This is a genomic window from Paenibacillus sp. S02 (assembly GCF_019454065.1).
Classification (GTDB): domain Bacteria; phylum Bacillota; class Bacilli; order Paenibacillales; family Paenibacillaceae; genus Paenibacillus; species Paenibacillus polymyxa_B.
This window is the reverse complement of sequence record NZ_CP073682.1, coordinates 1,435,648-1,453,221: the sequence shown is the minus strand read 5'-3', so window position 1 is coordinate 1,453,221 and position 17,574 is coordinate 1,435,648. Positions and strand designations below refer to the sequence as shown.

General features: G+C 46.1%; 21 protein-coding genes. 3 read left to right on the top strand and 18 right to left on the bottom strand.

The genetic code is table 11. The features are described from left to right. Positions 1 to 74 precede the first annotated feature (74 nt). The 7 genes from KAI36_RS06315 to KAI36_RS06285 all read right to left on the bottom strand — a co-directional run bounded on the left by KAI36_RS06315 (position 75) and on the right by KAI36_RS06285 (position 5,320). Positions 75 to 953, bottom strand: coding sequence for a DNA-methyltransferase (locus KAI36_RS06315; RefSeq protein ID WP_220027277.1), 879 nt, complete (start codon positions 951 to 953; stop codon positions 75 to 77). A 3-nt stretch (positions 954 to 956) separates the two neighbouring features. After that, a complete protein-coding gene (locus tag KAI36_RS06310; protein WP_220027276.1) occupies positions 957 to 1,379 on the bottom strand; it encodes a ParB N-terminal domain-containing protein in 423 nt (140 codons plus the stop codon). 85 nt (positions 1,380 to 1,464) lie between these two features. After that, positions 1,465 to 2,088, bottom strand: coding sequence for a LysE family translocator (locus tag KAI36_RS06305; RefSeq protein WP_220027275.1), 624 nt, complete (start codon positions 2,086 to 2,088; stop codon positions 1,465 to 1,467). A gap of 241 nt (positions 2,089 to 2,329) precedes the next feature. Next, complete coding sequence (locus KAI36_RS06300) at positions 2,330 to 2,782, bottom strand: hypothetical protein (protein ID WP_220027274.1); 453 nt, start codon at positions 2,780 to 2,782, stop codon at positions 2,330 to 2,332. Between the two features lie 591 nt (positions 2,783 to 3,373). Further along, entirely contained in the window at positions 3,374 to 3,880 is a 507-nt protein-coding gene (locus KAI36_RS06295) for a superantigen-like protein SSL4 (RefSeq protein WP_220027273.1), read from the bottom strand. A gap of 318 nt (positions 3,881 to 4,198) precedes the next feature. After that, on the bottom strand, positions 4,199 to 4,456 hold the full coding sequence (locus KAI36_RS06290) for a hypothetical protein (protein ID WP_220027272.1): 258 nt from the start codon (positions 4,454 to 4,456) through the stop codon (positions 4,199 to 4,201). A gap of 489 nt (positions 4,457 to 4,945) precedes the next feature. Continuing rightward, positions 4,946 to 5,320, bottom strand: a complete 375-nt coding sequence (locus tag KAI36_RS06285) for a hypothetical protein (RefSeq protein WP_258382260.1) — start codon at positions 5,318 to 5,320, stop codon at positions 4,946 to 4,948. 13 nt (positions 5,321 to 5,333) lie between these two features. Between KAI36_RS06285 and KAI36_RS27140 the strand changes: the two genes are divergently transcribed. Beyond that, entirely contained in the window at positions 5,334 to 5,858 is a 525-nt protein-coding gene (locus tag KAI36_RS27140) for a site-specific integrase (protein WP_258382259.1), read from the top strand. A 35-nt stretch (positions 5,859 to 5,893) separates the two neighbouring features. Continuing rightward, positions 5,894 to 6,343: a tyrosine-type recombinase/integrase gene (locus KAI36_RS27135; RefSeq protein WP_258382258.1), complete on the top strand. Its 450-nt coding sequence runs from the start codon at positions 5,894 to 5,896 to the stop codon at positions 6,341 to 6,343. Positions 6,344 to 6,416: 73 nt separating this feature from the next. Here the strand turns inward: KAI36_RS27135 and groL are convergent, their stop codons facing one another. The 7 genes from groL to KAI36_RS06245 form a co-directional block, all read right to left on the bottom strand. After that, positions 6,417 to 8,045: a chaperonin GroEL gene (groL, locus tag KAI36_RS06275; protein WP_013369880.1), complete on the bottom strand. Its 1,629-nt coding sequence runs from the start codon at positions 8,043 to 8,045 to the stop codon at positions 6,417 to 6,419. 73 nt (positions 8,046 to 8,118) lie between these two features. After that, on the bottom strand, positions 8,119 to 8,400 hold the full coding sequence (gene groES / locus KAI36_RS06270; protein ID WP_007429271.1) for a co-chaperone GroES: 282 nt from the start codon (positions 8,398 to 8,400) through the stop codon (positions 8,119 to 8,121). Positions 8,401 to 8,762: 362 nt separating this feature from the next. Beyond that, complete coding sequence (gene tatC / locus KAI36_RS06265) at positions 8,763 to 9,530, bottom strand: twin-arginine translocase subunit TatC (protein WP_023987474.1); 768 nt, start codon at positions 9,528 to 9,530, stop codon at positions 8,763 to 8,765. Positions 9,531 to 9,641: 111 nt separating this feature from the next. Next, positions 9,642 to 9,893 carry a twin-arginine translocase TatA/TatE family subunit gene (locus KAI36_RS06260; RefSeq protein ID WP_220027271.1) on the bottom strand — a complete coding sequence of 84 codons (252 nt, stop codon included), beginning with the start codon at positions 9,891 to 9,893 and terminating at the stop codon, positions 9,642 to 9,644. Positions 9,894 to 9,996: 103 nt separating this feature from the next. After that, positions 9,997 to 10,479 (bottom strand): MogA/MoaB family molybdenum cofactor biosynthesis protein, encoded by a 483-nt coding sequence (locus KAI36_RS06255; RefSeq protein ID WP_013309212.1) that lies wholly within the window; start codon positions 10,477 to 10,479, stop codon positions 9,997 to 9,999. 113 nt (positions 10,480 to 10,592) lie between these two features. Continuing rightward, positions 10,593 to 11,081: a cyclic pyranopterin monophosphate synthase MoaC gene (gene moaC / locus KAI36_RS06250; protein ID WP_013309211.1), complete on the bottom strand. Its 489-nt coding sequence runs from the start codon at positions 11,079 to 11,081 to the stop codon at positions 10,593 to 10,595. Between the two features lie 38 nt (positions 11,082 to 11,119). Continuing rightward, entirely contained in the window at positions 11,120 to 11,773 is a 654-nt protein-coding gene (locus KAI36_RS06245) for a 5-formyltetrahydrofolate cyclo-ligase (protein WP_025718300.1), read from the bottom strand. Between the two features lie 270 nt (positions 11,774 to 12,043). Between KAI36_RS06245 and KAI36_RS06240 the strand changes: the two genes are divergently transcribed. Further along, positions 12,044 to 14,008: an ABC-F family ATP-binding cassette domain-containing protein gene (locus tag KAI36_RS06240; RefSeq protein ID WP_220028064.1), complete on the top strand. Its 1,965-nt coding sequence runs from the start codon at positions 12,044 to 12,046 to the stop codon at positions 14,006 to 14,008. Between the two features lie 547 nt (positions 14,009 to 14,555). On the opposite strand, the gene tsaD is transcribed toward KAI36_RS06240, so the two are convergent. From tsaD to tsaE, 4 genes are read right to left on the bottom strand one after another with little or no spacing between them, the layout of a single operon-like run. Further along, positions 14,556 to 15,620: a tRNA (adenosine(37)-N6)-threonylcarbamoyltransferase complex transferase subunit TsaD gene (tsaD, locus tag KAI36_RS06235; RefSeq protein ID WP_220027270.1), complete on the bottom strand. Its 1,065-nt coding sequence runs from the start codon at positions 15,618 to 15,620 to the stop codon at positions 14,556 to 14,558. Then, positions 15,617 to 16,132, bottom strand: coding sequence for a ribosomal protein S18-alanine N-acetyltransferase (gene rimI, locus KAI36_RS06230; RefSeq protein WP_071639897.1), 516 nt, complete (start codon positions 16,130 to 16,132; stop codon positions 15,617 to 15,619). Before rimI ends, tsaD begins: the two co-directional genes overlap by 4 nt. A 17-nt stretch (positions 16,133 to 16,149) precedes the next feature. Further along, positions 16,150 to 16,986: a tRNA (adenosine(37)-N6)-threonylcarbamoyltransferase complex dimerization subunit type 1 TsaB gene (gene tsaB, locus KAI36_RS06225; protein WP_220027269.1), complete on the bottom strand. Its 837-nt coding sequence runs from the start codon at positions 16,984 to 16,986 to the stop codon at positions 16,150 to 16,152. A 3-nt stretch (positions 16,987 to 16,989) separates the two neighbouring features. Further along, the gene (gene tsaE / locus KAI36_RS06220; RefSeq protein WP_220027268.1) at positions 16,990 to 17,469 is read right to left on the bottom strand and encodes a tRNA (adenosine(37)-N6)-threonylcarbamoyltransferase complex ATPase subunit type 1 TsaE; all 480 of its coding nucleotides are present in this window, start codon (positions 17,467 to 17,469) and stop codon (positions 16,990 to 16,992) included. Positions 17,470 to 17,574: the final 105 nt, after the last annotated feature.

Genomic DNA, 17,574 nt, shown 5'->3' with positions numbered 1-17,574 from the left:
CGCGTGGCGGGCCGCTATCTCAGCCGGGGGATACCCTGGATGATCAGGAGGACGTTACAGCGTCCTCCTTTTTCCTATGCTTCGGGTTCAGCCCGATGCAATAGGATCGGCTCAATACCAATGCTCTCAAGGAAACGTTTCTTAATAACATCGCAGAAGATCGGGTCCAGTTCCAGTGTCCGGCATGTTCGGTCCATCTGCTCACATGTCATAAGCGTGGAGCCGCTGCCGCCAAAGAAATCGACAACCTCGTCACCATGCTGGCTGCTATTCTTAATTGGAATAGCCAGCAGGTCAAGGGGCTTCTGAGTGGGGTGAACATACTTGTTCACATCGCCCCGTGAAACTTCCCATACCGTCTCTGGCAATGGCTCCTCCACAGGCAGACCAGCCTTCCATACCGTTGTCTGTGTCCGATCACCGTACCAGGCAGGAGCTTTGCCCTTCATGTGAGCATAAAAGACAGGTTCATGTTTGAAGCGATACTGCGCCCAGCCGAAGGTAGCCGCATTCTTAACCCAGACGCATTGTGTCCGGACGACGATGCCGGCTGCGTTCATCGCATCCTCGAACTCCCGCTCATAGGACGAAGGATGGAATACATATATAGCTGCAGTTGGCTGCATCACCACTGCGTAGTTGGAAAAAACGGCATACAAAAAGCCCGCGAAGTCCTCAGCGGGCATGTTGTCGTTCATTATGGAGCCGCGACCATCAGCATCCAAACGGGCAGAAGTGCTCTCTACCGCTACATTATAAGGCGGATCAGTAACGACCAGCGCTGCTCTGGCTCCGTCCATTAAAAGCGCCACATCATCAGGATTAGTTGCATCTCCACACACCAAGCGGTGCCGACCAAGCTGCCATACATCCCCGCGCCTGGTCTCTGGTTCCTTTATTTCATCAAGAGCACGCTGGACATCAAAATCATCGTCGGTAACGGGAAGGTCCAAAGCTTAATCCTGTGGAACAGCAAACTCTCCCGCCAGGTCCTCGAACTCTTCCAAATCGAAACCGGACAGGGCCAGATCCGCTCCACTTTCCTGAAGCTCACCGAGCAGACGGTATAGTGCTTCATCATCCCAGCTTCCACTGACCTTATTAAGCGCTAGGTTGAGAAGCTTTTCCTGCTGATCGTCCAGGTCAACAACACTTACAGTCAGCTCCGTATGCCCCAGCTCGTTAACCATGATCTTATAGCGTTGATGACCACCAACCATGTTGCCGGTGCGCTCATTCCAGACGATGGGCTCGACATAGCCGAATGATTCAATGCTGGCTTTCAGCTTCTCGTATTCTGGATCACCAGGCTGAAGGTCATCCCGTGGGTTATATGCTGCTGCGTTGATTTGCTCTATCGGTAGGACTCTGATGTTCATTTGATGTACCTCCGTTTTTTGTTAACAAAAAAGGACTAGCTCAACAGCTAGTCCTCAATGATTGGTTTGAAAAGTGCTACTTTTATTATTTTTGGGTAAATGCGATTTTTAAACCGATGAGCGTAAATAACGAACCTTGAATATAGTTGAGTTTTTTAGAAAAAGATGGATTTCCCCGTAGAAAGGAGCCTACTTTCCCAGCAAAAATACTTATCAAAATAAAAAGCATCAAAGTTTGCATTAAAAATATTACTCCAAGAACTAGCATTTGAATTGAAACATTTCCGCTTTCTTGGTTTACGAATTGAGGAAGAAAAGCCAAGAAAAAAAGTGATATTTTTGGATTCAACAGATTCATGATAATACCTTTTTTATACAATGACTTGTAATTTAAGGTATCTCCACTCTTTAGTTCAAAACTCGTATCTTTTGCTCTAAATGACTTATACGCCAAAAATAATAGATAAGCTGCTCCAGCGTATTTTATTACTGCAAACGCCAAGGAAGATTGATAAATTATTGCCGCGAGACCGAAGGTTGCCGCAAAAATATGAACCATCAATCCCGTGCAAAGGCCTAAAGTAGTAAATATCCCTGCATTCCTACCTTTTACTATGCTCTGTGTCAGTGTGAACACGTTGTCAGGACCCGGCATAATGGTGAGAACAATTGCTGCTCCCAGAAAAGCTAATATAGTTTGAAGCTCCACAAAACTTCCCCCCTTTGGATAATTTGAATATATACTACACCACAATAAAGGGGTATGACAATTGTGTTGAGTTGGTTTTCACTATCCGGGTGGGTGGCTAACAGGCTGTCAGAGCGTGTGTATGCCCTCTCTCTGCTTTCATCTGTATTCCTTCCGGCATCAAGGAAACAAGCTTAAACGGCTCACACATTGCCATATGAAGGCAAAAGAAAAAGCACCTCAATGGGTGCTCTTTGCTCATCTATTCTTGGGACTTTCCTTTTTGACGTATTAATTTTTTCAATACCTTTTTTTTCATCTTGTGTTTTTTTCCTATTGAATCAATTACGTATAGAGATTTTGTGTTTTCATCAACAGAATCAAAAGTGTGTAAAACGACTTGGTGTCGTTCACCTGGCTCCAATTTTTTAGGCAATCCCGGTGCAACCATTATATAATGCCCCGCACCTTCGACCTCACGTTTTAAATCAGTGGCTACCCGATCTAAATGGATTGGTTTGCTTCCTACATTAGTAAACTCATAGTATAGAATCTTTTGAGTTTGTTCATAATCGTCCAGCATTAATCCAAAGAAGCCAGAAACCTTTATTTTCCCCTTATCTCGTAAGGAGTTATAAATATTCCATATTAAAACCAGTGTTGATACAAAAGCTGCGTACGTAGCAATTATGTCTTTAATCTCTATTAGAATCACCCCTTCGGCTCATTTCGACACACAGGGAGGTTTTTCCTCTTTAACACATGGGCGCAAACAAAACTGTTTAACTCCATCCCACCTACCCCATACACAACCTTTGCATTTCTTCGGCTGTTTTGGTGGTCCTTTCAACGGGAGCAAAATTCCTTTCTTCTGCTTCTTCTTCAAGACTAAAATCCTTTCAAAAGGCAATAAAAAAAGCCACCCAAATGAGTGACTTGTATCTGCCTATGTATTTACAGCACCAAAGCAACACAGGCGCTTATTTAAAACCCGAAAAAATAAACAGCGATAACACCTATTCCCGCAAGCGGGATGCAAAACGCTGTGCTCTTGCATAAAATCTTTACGTACTTTGTTACTAGAGAGGAATGACAAGACCATTTTACTGATTACCGAAAATGGCCGCCAAACGATCATCTAAGAAAATATCTTCAGATGAAATAGCCAGCAGGGTATATTCTTTGAAATGCCCACTTTTTTAGGGTTATCCTCATTAACAATAAATGCCCCTTACTACACAATATAAAACTATGCAGCAGGGGCATATCTTAATGCTAAATCAACTTACAGCACTTGTATTTATAATTACAACTCATTTCTTGACGAAGCTAGTTTACCATAAGCCTGACCTTTCATATTAGTATTACTTGTGTTAAAAGTAGCATAAAAATCACCAGTCGACAAAGCTGAGGAACTAATCCACTCAAAAGTGGATCCCTTAGCAATTCTTGCATCTTTTACAACCGATCCACTAGCTGAGCCCTTGTGTAAGGCGAATTTAATTTCTTCATCGCCTGTATTTTTAACCCATATTTTAACATAACCCGATCCCGCCGGGATCTTAAAAGACGCTTCAGATTGTTGACCGCCCAATGTAATGTCAAACGCAGGTTGTGTGGATTGAGGAGTAATAACATGATCTCCCGGTTTTGGTGTGTTCACATCAGTTGATGTGTTTGCAGATTGGGAAACTGCTGTTGAGTCAGTTGTAGCTGGTGCAACATTCGTAGTAGCTGCGGCAGAAGCAGTTAATGGAATTGCAAGAGCTAAAGACAAAACAGATACTACAGAAGCTTTTTTGATGTTTTTCATACTCATAAGCCCACTTTCTTTGATTTTTTTAACCTGTGTACTTATCAATCAACCAGTATGTATGGAAACTATTATAGTATTCATGATCGATAATTTTTTTACAGGTAGTTATACAAATTTACATTATAAGTCTTTTATTGTAATTATTCAACATAAAATTGGTTTTTGATTCCATATTGTTATTAAAGCACACTGCGGAATTGAACCGCTCAAGGGTTCTGACCAGGCTGTTTATTTTTCCGCTGGTTAACTGGTTCCTTGCCGCCTGCACCCATAAAACCCGGGATAACCCGGAGAATGATTCTGGACGCTGCTGAATTACAGAAGCTCTGCTGCGAGCTGCTTGAGCACCAACAGTGTTGGGATGAGTTGGCCGTCACCTTTGTTGCCCTTGACGTAAGCCAAGTCCTCATAGGCATAATACACAACGCCCTGACCCTCGACGACTGGGTAGCCGCTCTCGTCGTCAGTCAGGCTTGTTTGTACGTGCTTGCCGTGCTGTGAAGCGTGCTCCTCATCGTGTAAGCGCAGGATGCCGTCCTCACTCAAAAATGCGAAACGTGGATTTGTAGACATGAATAATTCCTCCGAATATGGTTTATTAGGAAAATTGGCAACAAAAAAGGACCGGCGTATTCGCCAGCCCTTCGTCTGTTCCCTTCAATTCCACGCTATCAATATATCATGGGGAAACCGTCATGTGGTGTTCAATTTAGGGGCAGGTTACGTTCACCTAGTGCTCACTTTAGAGTCAAAAAATCTGTGCATATTCCCCTTTACCCAGAACCGCAAATCTCTTCTTCTCAAATCACTTTCTATATTGAGAGCTTGTACATCGTCCTACCAACTCCCTTTAGGGTAGGAGGGAAAAGCCCTCAATAATTTATAGGAGATGGTTATATGAAGAGATTTATGTTTTGGTTATTCATTAAAGTAATGTTTTACAAAGAACAAATTGCAGAATTGTTTATTGACTTAGCCACATCAGGAACTATCCTGGATGTGGCTTTTTTATTGCTCAAATTTTCTTTGATTGTCTGGGTAAAGAGCGGGAATAATCCGCTCTTAAAATTCCGCGTCGTCTTGTTCGAAGAAGCCCATAAGCTTCAACGTATTCGCCATGCTCTCAGCTCCATCACTCATTTTGCGTCGGATAGTACTGTCGCTGAGACTACGACGGAAGAAAAGTAATGTCTCTTTATAGGTATAGCTCTGAATGTATCGGTACTCTACCGCTTTACGGGCGTCATCATCCTTAATCAAACTGTGCGCCCGGTGAAGCTGCCTCGTATAAAAATCATACCTGCTGTAGACCCAACGCTGCTTTTCGATCAGAATCGTGGCATTTGCCGTCTTATCTGCATGCAGATCAGTCCGATCGATGCGGCGAGCTGCTTCGCCATCAATACCTACTTGCTGAAGGTCCTGCTCAAACAACATCACTTTTGAAGAGTTGTCAGAACTTTGGATAAAACATTATAGTAAGCACGGGAAGCCGAAAGCGGAAGGAACAATCAGAATTAGAAATAACGAGAGGGATAATCTGCTCATCCATTTGGCTAAGCGAAAATCTTTGGATGTAACGCCGGAAGAATATCAAAACGCGTTACAAAAACTAAAGGATGGCGACGAAGAAAAAGACGGACTAGCCAAAAACACACTATCAGGCGTGCACACTACTGGAAGGATAATTTTTAAGTATGGCATTAAAATAGGAGCAGTCAAAAATGATCCTACAGCAGATGCATATGTACCACAAGATGTAGCAACAGTTGAAGAATTAGAAAACAAAGATGAAATCCCCCTAAATATCTTGAAAAAGATGGAATTGATCCATTTTCTAGATACGGCACAAAAGCATGGTTTGGATAACGATTACGAAACATTCAGGACTCTAGCGTGCACAGGGATACGAGTAGGCGAGTTGTGCGCCCTTAAAAAAATGATGTTAATTTCGAAGAGCACAAAATTCGTATAATCAGAACACTATATAACCCAAACAACAATTACAGGATGTACAAACTAAATATCCCTAAAACAACTTCTTCTATAAGGGAAATCGACGTGGAACCGGAATTAATTCAAGATTTCACTAACCTTCTTACGATTCAAGAAATAGAAAGGAATAAGCGGCCTTCCACGTACCACGATGCGGGATTCGTGTTCGCAAAAACTGGTGAGTTTGCGGGTTACCCTCAAGTGATAAAAATGGTAGAACTACGAATGAAAAGGTTGCTTAAGTTAGCCGGACTCAATCAGGAATTAACACCTCATTCACTTAGACACACTCACACTTTACTACTAGCTGAGATCGGCATTAGCTTAGAACAGATTATGCATCGACTCGGCCATTCGAACGACGACATAACGAAAAGAATATATCTGCATATTACGAAACCAAAAAGAAAAGAGGCTTCCCATAAGTTCGGAGAACTAATGAGAGCCTCTAAAAAAAACGACTGAGTGTTAACAAACCGTTAACAAATCAATATAACAATCACCTAAACCCTTACTGTAACAAGGGTTTTTGGCTTTGTTACATCATGCCGCCCATTCCACCCATGCCGCCCATGTCAGGCATTGCAGCCTTTTCTGGTTCTGGCTTGTCAGCGATAACCGCTTCAGTAGTCAGGAACATTGCTGCTACGGAAGCAGCATTTTGCAATGCATAACGAGTTACTTTCGCAGGGTCCACGATACCAGCTTCGATCATGTTTACCCAGTCGCCAGTAGCTGCGTTAAAGCCTACGCCAACTTCTTCGCGTTTCAGACGCTCAACGATTACAGAGCCTTCTTCACCTGCGTTAGCAGCGATGGTGCGGATTGGAGCTTCCAGAGCGCGCAACACGATGTTCACGCCTGTTTGCTCGTCGCCTTGCAGTTCAACAGCTGCAACTGCTTTGTATACGTTCAGGAGCGCTACACCACCACCGGATACGATACCTTCTTCAACCGCAGCACGGGTTGCGTTCAGGGCATCTTCGATGCGCAGTTTGCGTTCTTTCAATTCTGTTTCAGTTGCCGCACCAACTTTGATGACTGCTACGCCGCCGGACAATTTAGCCAGACGCTCTTGCAGTTTCTCTTTGTCGAACTCGGAAGTGGTTTCTTCCAGTTGCGTACGGATTTGGCTAACACGAGCGTCGATGTCGGCTTTGTTTCCAGCACCGTCAACCACAATCGTATTTTCTTTTGTAATACGCACTTGACGTGCTGTACCCAGTTGGTCTACGGAAGCTGTTTTCAGGTCCAGACCCAGTTCTTCCGTGATCACTTGACCGCCTGTCAGGGCAGCGATATCTTGCAGCATTGCTTTACGACGGTCACCAAAGCCTGGAGCTTTAACAGCTACAGCGTTGAATGTACCACGCAGTTTGTTGACAACGAGCATAGCCAGCGCTTCGCCTTCGATGTCTTCAGCGATCAGAACGAGTGGCTTGCCTTGTTGTACGATTTTTTCAAGCAACGGCAGGATTTCTTGTGTGTTTGTGATTTTTTTGTCTGTGATCAGGATATACGGATTGTCCAGTACAGCTTCCATTTTGTCCGTATCTGTAATCATGTACGGGGAAATGTAGCCACGGTCAAATTGCATACCTTCAACCACTTCCAGCTCTGTTGCAAAACCGCGGGATTCTTCAACAGTAATTACACCGTCTTTGCCCACTTTTTCCATAGCTTCAGCGATCAGTTCGCCTACTTCATCATCAGCAGCGGAAATACCAGCTACTTGAGCAATGGATTGTTTGCTTTCGATTGGTTTGGAGATGGCTTGCAGTTCAGCAACAGCCGCTTTAACCGCTTTGTCGATCCCTTTACGGATACCGATTGGGCTTGCGCCCGCAGTTACGTTTTTCAGGCCTTCTGTGATGAGGGCTTGAGCCAAAACAGTAGCAGTAGTCGTACCATCACCAGCTACATCGTTCGTTTTAGTTGCTACTTCTTTAACCAGTTGAGCGCCCATGTTTTCGAACGCATCTTCCAACTCGATTTCTTTTGCAATCGTTACACCGTCATTGGTGATGAGCGGGCTACCGAATTTTTTCTCCAGTACAACGTTACGGCCTTTCGGTCCGAGTGTTACTTTAACAGCATTAGCCAATGCGTCAACCCCGCGCAACATAGAGCGACGAGCGTCTTCACTGAATTTAATATCTTTAGCCATTTGTGATAAACCTCCCTATGGATTATGAATGATTTGTTTCAATTCCTATATTCAGGTCTTGTCCGGGTTCCGGTTAACCGATGATCGCGTGGATATCGCTTTCTTTCATAATCAAATATTCTTTACCTTCATATTTGATTTCCGTTCCAGCGTATTTAGAGAAAATGACACGGTCGCCTTCTTTTACTTCCAGAGGAATACGGGCACCGTCTTTCAATGCGCCTGCGCCAACCGCGATAATTTTGCCTTCTTGCGGCTTTTCCTTGGCAGAGTCAGGAAGTACGATCCCGAAGGAAGTCGTTGTCTCTTGCTCAATTGCTTCCACCAATACGCGTTCACCCAAAGGTTTGATCATGAAAAAATAGCCTCCTTATTAAGTGTTTTATCCTGTAATTTGGTTGTTATGTTGTATGTATTAGCACTCGACAGTCGTCAGTGCTAACAACCAACTTTATGATACTCAACTTGAGATTGAATTTCAAGTCCCTAATGTATTTTTTATGGGAATTTTTATGGACAGCCCTTCCCGATTATATCCATCTATCTGAAAAATAACCGTTAACCCAAGGCTAATAGTTATTTTTAAGGCAGCTAAGCTGCTGCTGTTCATACTCTGTAAATAGTTATGATATACAAATGCTATTCATCATCTGCAAGTTGCCATGTAGCTAGCGGACCCGAATAAAATGTTTACTGAGCCATTCAGGTCCTGCCTTATTATTCCGAAGCTACACGCAACTGGGCCTCACGTTCCTCCTGCGCACGCAGCTGCCTGCGGTACACGACCGAAGACAAATACACGCTCACTTCATATAGCACCAGCAACGGAATCGCCACCAAAAAATCGGAAATAAAGTCCGGCGGAGTAATGACAACCGCGACGAACACAAGCAGAAAATAAGAAATCTTCCGCCATTTGCGAAGCCGCATTGGTGTTATAACATGAATCCCCGTCAGAAACATGATAAGCAGTGGGAGCTCAAACAACAGCGCTACAGGCAGTACAATATTAAACATAAAGGTGAAATATTGTGCGATCCCGTACGTTTCCTGTAATCCCATACTTTTGGTGACGGATGATGTAAACTGAATCGCCATTGGGAAAATAATGAAATAAGCAAAAGCTGCCCCAATGATGAACAAAAGCAGCACATAAGGCACATACCGCAAAGTCGCACTCCGTTCTTGCGGTCTTAAGCCCGGGCTGACAAACTTCCACAGTTGGTAGCAGGCAAACGGTAGCGCCACCGCAATCCCAATGATCATGGCGATCTTCATGTAGATACCAATCCCGTCCCAAAAGGAAAACGCGTTTAACTGAAAAGCTTGCGCCGAACCGGAGCGAATAAGCCAGTCATAGACAGAACCCGCCGCGAACAGACCACCAGCCAGTGCCAATACAAATACAATTAGCACATAAATAATTCTGCGGCGAAGCTCTCCCAGATGTTCCATTAGCGGCATTTCATGCTCTGATGGGGTCAAGTCCATTCCTCCTTTCTGAACGGAACGCAGCAGCGCCTCCTAAAAAATAAAGCCCTTCACTGAAGAAGAGGCTCTTGTTTATTGTACAAGCATCAAGAATTATAATTAAATCTATGACAAGCGTTTATCCTCAGGCTGAGGTTGAACTTCTGAAGACGTCGTTTGTGATACTTTGACCACACTATCTTTGCTGTCTTTACGCTCAGTCCGTTCATCTTCTGATAAAATATCGCGTGCCCCGTTTTTAAACTCACGGAATGTACGCCCTACAGCTCGACCCAGCTCAGGCAGCTTGTTCGGACCAAATAACAGCAGCGCCAGAATAATCAACAAAATATAACCCGGTGCTCCAATATTGGGCATGTGTAGTAATCCTCCTTATGTTGACGGACAAAATAAGCATCTTTGCCCGTATACGGCCTTATAAATTCTTATAGGTATCATACCACACACGATGTGCTGCCTTCTACCGGAACTGGCCTGTCACCATAAGCAACGCTTCTGGAAGTTGGTCCATTATCGCTGCCAAATTTTCATGCACACCTTTAGGCGTTCCTGGTAAATTGACGATCAGTGTACGTCCGCGTATTCCCACGATTCCACGGAATAGCATAGCCGCTGGATTTTTCTGCATCACGATCATTCTCATGGCTTCCGCCATGCCTGGCACTTCCCGTTCCACAACCCGCCTAGTCGCCTCGGGTGTCACATCACGGATCGCCAGCTCAGTTCCGCCCGTAGTTAGTACCAGGTCTGCATGAAAATAATCGGTCATTTCGATTAAAGCTGCAATAATTTCATCCGGTTCATCGGGAACGATCCGGTATTCCACAATCTCTCCGCCCAGTTCTTCTTCGATGAGTTCCCGGATGACCTGTGCGCTTGTATCCTCACGCTCTCCCCTTGCCCCTTTATCACTGGCTGTTAGGATCGCCGTTTTCCACACCATAAGATCACCCTTCTCCTATCATGAAAGAATACTTTCTCTTCTGAAAATCAGAAACAGCCACGCTGCATCCTCCATCACATCACAGTACCCTCTCGGCGACAATGTTGTCTATGTCAAGGTTCCCGGTGGTCCTCCCTTTGAAAATCCCCATGCTTGCCACCTGTTTTGGATTGCAGCATGGTAGGGCCGATGATCATATCTTTTTGCAGCGCCTTGCACATATCATACACAGTTAACGCTGCGGCTGAAGCCGCTGTCAAAGCTTCCATTTCTACACCTGTCTTACCTTCAGTCTTCACTTCAACTTCAATATGAAGCACATCATGTCCATTATCGGAAAAAGTAATGTTCACGCCTGTCAGGGCCAGTGGATGACACATCGGTATCCAGTCTGATGTTTTTTTCGCACCTTGAATCCCTGCGACCTGGGCCACAGCAAGAACATCACCCTTGCCGATTCTTCCTTCTTTTACAGCCGTCAATGTAGCCGGATTCATCGTAATCTGAGTCACGGCAACTGCTGTACGAATCGTAGACGTTTTACCCGAAATATCTACCATCCGAGCCCGTCCCTGTTCGTTAAAATGAGTAAAGGAATCCACGACTCCCTCACAGCTCCTTTCACATACCCAACTTTACTTCATTCATCATTTGTCAATTTTGCATAATCACAATCTAAGCGTCCATCCAGAGTAAACAGCACGTCCACTCGCAAATCCCTTGGCTCCATGGGCACCTGTGTCAGCAATTGTCCCGGCAGCAGCAGCGAAACATAAAGCGGACCTACGTGACTGATGTTACGCTTCTCTGCCTCTACCTGTACGGTAAAGCGGTCATAATAGCCTCCGCCGTAACCAATCCTGCCCCCACGACGATCAAAGGCCAAGCCAGGCACAACAACCCAGTCAATTCCCGCCCACATTTCAGGCGACCATTCCTTGCATGTCAAAGCAGGCTCAGGGATGTTCCAGATGCCGGGTACAATATCTCCGTACTGATCCATCTCCCTCAGCTCCATAGTCCGAGTTACCGGATCCACTCTTGGGGCCAGGACACGATCTCCCTGTGACCAGCAATGCTCAATGAGGGGAGTCGTCGAAATCTCGCTGCCAAAAGAGAGATAACTAAATAATGTTAGCTTATCTCCGTTTCTGTCTATTCTAAGCTGCTCCCATGCCTCGATTGCATGCCGACAGGCCACAGCCGATGCCTTCTGCCTTGTCAGCGGGTCCATGGAGTCACGCGCTTCCCGTTGCTGCAAACGCAGCGCGTTCTTCACATTACAGACATCCATCACGTCCGCCCTCCCGCACAATCGTCGATAATCTTTAAAACGTTGCTATTGTCCCATTTGTCAGTAAGTGCTGTACGTTGCAATTTTTTTTCATTCTTTTTCACTTCTCGTTTAAGTTTATCATTGTTTATACAAATTGACTACACGCGGCTCAAGGGTTTACAGGGTGAAAGCAGTGCAATAGTGGGTAATTTCATGTAAACTGGAAGGAAGATACCTGCGAAGAAAGCAGGTAGAACTGTGCAAATTGTAATGGAGGAACGATACGCTATGCTATTGCAAGTAACCGGAATTACTAAATCCTATGGAATTGAGCCCGTTCTGGACGGGATTAACCTTCAAATATTGGAACGTGAACGTATTGGACTCGTAGGTGTGAACGGTGCGGGCAAATCGACCCTGCTCAAAATCATTGCTGGTGAAATATCCTATGACAGTGGACAAATTTTCAAGGCGAAGGAGACCAGCATCGGTTATCTGGCGCAAAACAGCGGCTTGAATTCTGATCGTTCTATCTGGGGGGAAATGATGCTGGTGTTCGCTCCCCTGATTGAAGCGGAACGGGAGCTGCGGCAAATGGAACAGGACATCGCTGACCTGGCCAATGCTCAAAACGAAAAACGCTACGCAGATCTGCTGGAACGCTATGCACGTCGTTCAGACTGGTTCAAGGATCACGGTGGTTATGAAATGGAGACCCGTATTCGCAGCGTGCTGCATGGCATGGGCTTTGGTTCATTTGCACCTGAGACGCCTGTAGCTACTCTGAGCGGAGGACAGAAAACCCGGCTTGCGCTAGCGCGCATCCTACTGCTCGCCCCAGATGTCCTTATGCTCGATGAGCCTACCAACTATCTGGATATTCAAACACTGACCTGGTTGGAGGACTATTTGCGCGGCTACTCCGGTTCTCTGCTGGTTGTATCACATGACCGTTATTTTCTGGACCGACTGGTAACGACGATTATTGAAATTGAACGCCATCGTTCTACCCGATATACAGGCAACTACAGCCGCTACATGGAGTTGAAGGCTGCCGAGTACGAAACGAACCTGAAACATTACGAAAAGCAGCAAGGAGAAATTGCCCGTTTAGAGGCATTCGTACAACGTAATATCGTACGGGCTTCCACGACCAAACGCGCTCAAAGTCGGCGCAAGCAGTTAGATAAAATGGAGCGTATGGATCGGCCCATGGGAGACTTGAAAAAGGCTCATTTTTCCTTTGAAACAGCCCATATGTCAGGTAAGGAAGTGCTGGAGGTACGTGACCTCTCTGTGGGGTATGAAGGTAAAAAGCCTTTATTCCAGCACGCATCGTTCGACTTAAAACGTGGAGATACCGTGGCACTGATTGGTCCGAACGGGATCGGAAAATCGACGTTGCTCAAATGTCTGACCGGATCACTTAAACCTGCTGCTGGCTCCATCCACTGGGGCACAAAAATCAAAATCGGCCTGTATGACCAGGAGCAGACGAACCTGAACCCCGCCAATACCGTACTGGAGGAGTTGTGGAGCGAGTACCCTCATATGGAAGAAGCACGTATTCGTACAGTGCTGGGTAATTTCCTGTTTAGCGGTGACGATGTACTGAAAAAGGTAGCTGCATTAAGCGGAGGGGAAAAAGCCCGCGTTTCTCTGGCCAAGCTCATGCTGCGCGAAGCCAACGTATTAATTCTAGATGAGCCTACCAACCATCTGGATCTGTTTAGCAAGGAAGTGCTGGAAGCGGCTTTGATGGACTATGACGGTACGCTGTTGTTCATTTCCCATGACCGTTATTTCCTGAACAAAATGGCGGAACGTGTCATCGAGCTTCATCCTGAAGGGATAGAACATTTCCTGGGGAATTATGATGACTATGTAGCCAAAAAGCAGGAGTTAGAGGAAATTGCGCAGGAAGCTCTGGAGGCAAATCAGGCCACACGCGGCAAAACATCGGCTGCCTCTGCATCCGTGACAGACGAGACCACAACCAAATCACGCGCCGCCACCTATGCGGCAGACAAACAAGCCAAAAGCGAGGAACGCAGCCGTCAACGCAAGCTGGAGGCATTGGAAAACCAGATTAAAACGCTGGAAGAACAAATTTTAGGGCTGGAGGAACAAATGACCCTGCCTGAGATCTATCAGGATTACACAGCGCTTCAGAATATTCAGGCACAACTCGACACCCATAAACAGGAATTGACTGAAACCTATACCGCTTGGGAAGAGCTGTTAGAAGAATAAACATTACTGCATAAAATCTTAGCCTTAAAAATTTCACATTTTCCTCTTCTATATTTTTGTACACAAGATTATCCACAGCTTATGTGTATGAATGAGATTGAAAAATGGCCTTTTGGGCCATTTTTTTATTGATAAAAAGCCATTTTCAAATGAAAACCAAATTTATCCACCCTTTTATCCACATTATCCACAGATTTCACAAGAACTAAAGGTGTTACATATCCCCCAACTTGCTATCTCCAAAAAGTCTTAGCCTGCTTGCTTCGGGCTAGGTTATCCACATTCGAAGCGGTATATGTGGATAACTTTGTTCACAACTTGACAAATCACATCATTATTCGGGCAGTATCAAAATACCAGATTTTTTTGATGGATCATGAAAAATCGTGAACAATTGTGACGAATAATGCGAGGCAATGAGATGCTGCCATTCATTTGCTCAAACTCCTGTATTTTATCCTCTTGAATTTATATTTTTATGATAGTTATGGAGCGGAACAAAAAAGACACGACTCAACTGTGCCGTGTCTTGCTCATTCTTCTTCAATTAAGTTTGGACAGACCATTCTTCCAGAGACAGTCCTGGATCAGCCTTCATATCCAATGAGGTAAATTCCCCGCGCTTCCATTTGGCGTAGGCCGCAGCGCCGATCATCGCTGCATTATCTGTGCAATATTTCATCGAGGGTACAAGCAGCTCAATTCCTTCGCGCTCACAGCGCTCCCGCAATGCTGTACGCAGTCCGCGATTAGCAGCCACACCGCCACAAAGCAGGAGCTGCTTCGCACCGTATTCACGCATGGCACGAATCGCCTTTTCCACCAGCACCTCGACGACCGACTCTTGAAAGCCTCTTGCGATCGCTCCGACATGAACGGTTTCTCCGCGCATTTTCGTCTGGTTAATTACATTCAGCACTGCAGATTTCAAACCGCTAAAGCTAAAATCATATGAATCCGGCTCCAACCATGCACGCGGCAAAGTAACCACTTCCTCCGATTCATGAGCCACACGATCCACATGCGGACCGCCGGGATACGGAAATCCAATGGCTCTCGCTACTTTGTCGTAGGCTTCTCCAACCGCATCATCCCTTGTACGACCAATGAGTTGAAAATGACCTTCGGACTCCATTAGCACCAGCTCTGTATGTCCTCCTGACACAACGAGAGCAATGCACGGATATACGATATCATGCTCCAGCTGATTGGCATAAATATGTCCCGCGATATGATGCGTCCCAATTAACGGCTTGCCGAACGCCAAAGCAGTGCTCTTAGCGGCGACAATACCAACCAGCAATGCACCAACCAGTCCTGGTCCTTGTGTCACGGCAACCGCCGAAATTTCGCGTGGGGTAATTCCTGATGTTTGCATGGCCTCGTCCAGCATATAGGTGATGCTCTCCACATGTTTGCGTGAAGCCACCTCTGGCACAACACCACCAAAGGCTTTGTGTGTTTCAATTTGACTGGAAATCAGATTCGAGAGCACCTCTGTGCCATTTTTCACGACAGAAACAGCCGTCTCATCACAACTCGTTTCCACTGCCAGTATATAGCAAGGCTCGCCGGAGGCGGAGCCTGTACCTGCTTTTTCCTCTTGCATCATTGCTTCTGCACGCTTCCTTCCTGTTCACCGGATGCCCCATGCGCGGGAAGATCCGCCCACATGATCACAGCATCCTCGTTATTATCCGAATAATAGCCTTTGCGCACACCTGCGGGCTTAAAGCCTTTTTTCTCATACAAGCCTTGAGCGATCCGGTTCGTTACCCGTACCTCCAGCGTCATACGTTCCATCCCTAAATAAGAGGCGGTCTGCATCAGCTCATCCAACAGCTTGTCTCCAAGCTTACGTCCGCGATAAGCCTCACGAATCGCAATATTCGTAATATGGGCCTCATCCATAATCGTCCACATGCCTGCGTAACCAATGGCTTGTCCGTCTAGTTCCATAATCATATATTTAGCGAAATGATTCATCGTCAGCTCATTGCGGAATGCTTCCTCTGTCCACGGTAGCGTGAACGCTTCATGCTCAATCTCCAGCACATCGGGAATATCATTCAGTTGCATCAAGCGAAACTCAAGTTTCTCTTCCCGCTGTATGTTCTTTGCCATGTTGTTCACCGCTCTCTTCAGCGCTGGCGAAGCAGATTGGCTTCCGCCTCCGCCAGCTGGGTATAATTAGGAACCAGCGTATGTAGCTCGTCATGTTCTTGACGAAGCAGCTTATCCGCCCCAAGGCGGCCAACCCATCTTCCTTCCAACTCATAAGGTACGATGCGAAGTTCGCTCCAAGCACGCAGGCGCTCGGCTGTTTCGGCGTGAACCGCCGTTTCACCGACTAGCCAAATGACTGGAGGACGCTCTTCAGAGGGCAAAGCCTCCAGCCGTTGCAGCAGGTCATCGGTCCAAGCAGTCATCAACCGGATTGCATCTGGCTCCAGCCGTTGCGGACTCTCGACGTCGTCAACTGTACTCACGTCGAACAGCCCCGTGTAAACCTGACCACGGCGCGCATCCAGCACGGGCACAATCCAGTCTGCTGCCTGTGCTCCGGACGAACCGTTATTCACAGACTCATTTTTACCTTCTTGCCCCTTCATCTCGATGCCGCGATTCCAACCACCCCACGCCAAAGCGTGCAAAGTGGATATGGACGTCACCGGGACACCCCAGGCCCAAGCGAGTGTTTTGGCTGCGGTCACGGCAATCCGGATACCGGTATAAGACCCCGGTCCAACACCAACTGCAATACCGTCTACATCATCTCGTGTCAGCCCTTCTTCATTCAGCAGTCGCTCTAGCTCGGAAATCACATGCACGGAGTGATTACGTTCGCCATAGACGTTGCTTTCTCCCAGCAGCTCTCTTCCGTTCATCAGAGCGGCCGCCATCACGGTCGTCGCTGTATCTAACGTCAAAAACCGCTCACGCGGCTTTACATTCACATCTGTATGCTCTCTTTGCATGGTTCAAACTCCATTCTCCCGCAAACTGCGGCACCATTGTTCATAAGGCTCGCCGTACCCTGTCAGGTGAATCAAGCGCTCCCCGACATCCGTTGTTTCTATATACATGTGAAGCCGCTGCTCCGGCAATATATCCGGTATAATACTACCCCATTCCACCAGACATACTCCTGTCCCGTAAAAATATTCGTCCAGCCCGAGATCCTCTGCCTCGTCCTGGGAAATCCGGTACACATCCATATGATACAAAGGCAATCGGCCCTCGTACTCCTTAATGAGGGTAAAGGTTGGACTATTTACGATACCCGGCACACCTAAATGGCTGGCAAAAGCCTTGGAAAAAGCAGTTTTGCCCGCTCCCAGATCTCCATCCAGCACAATCACCGTTCCGGGAACCGCTTTGGCTGCCAAAAAACTTGCCAATGCCCCGGTCTGTGCCTCTGAGACAGAACGGAACGTAAACTGCTCCTGCGAAATTGTCATATATTTTAATCACCTTTCGTCCGAATCGGACCGTTCCAACTTGTTCTTTATTATATAGTTCACCTTATGTCGCCGCAAGGCATGAAGACATGCTATTGTAAGTTA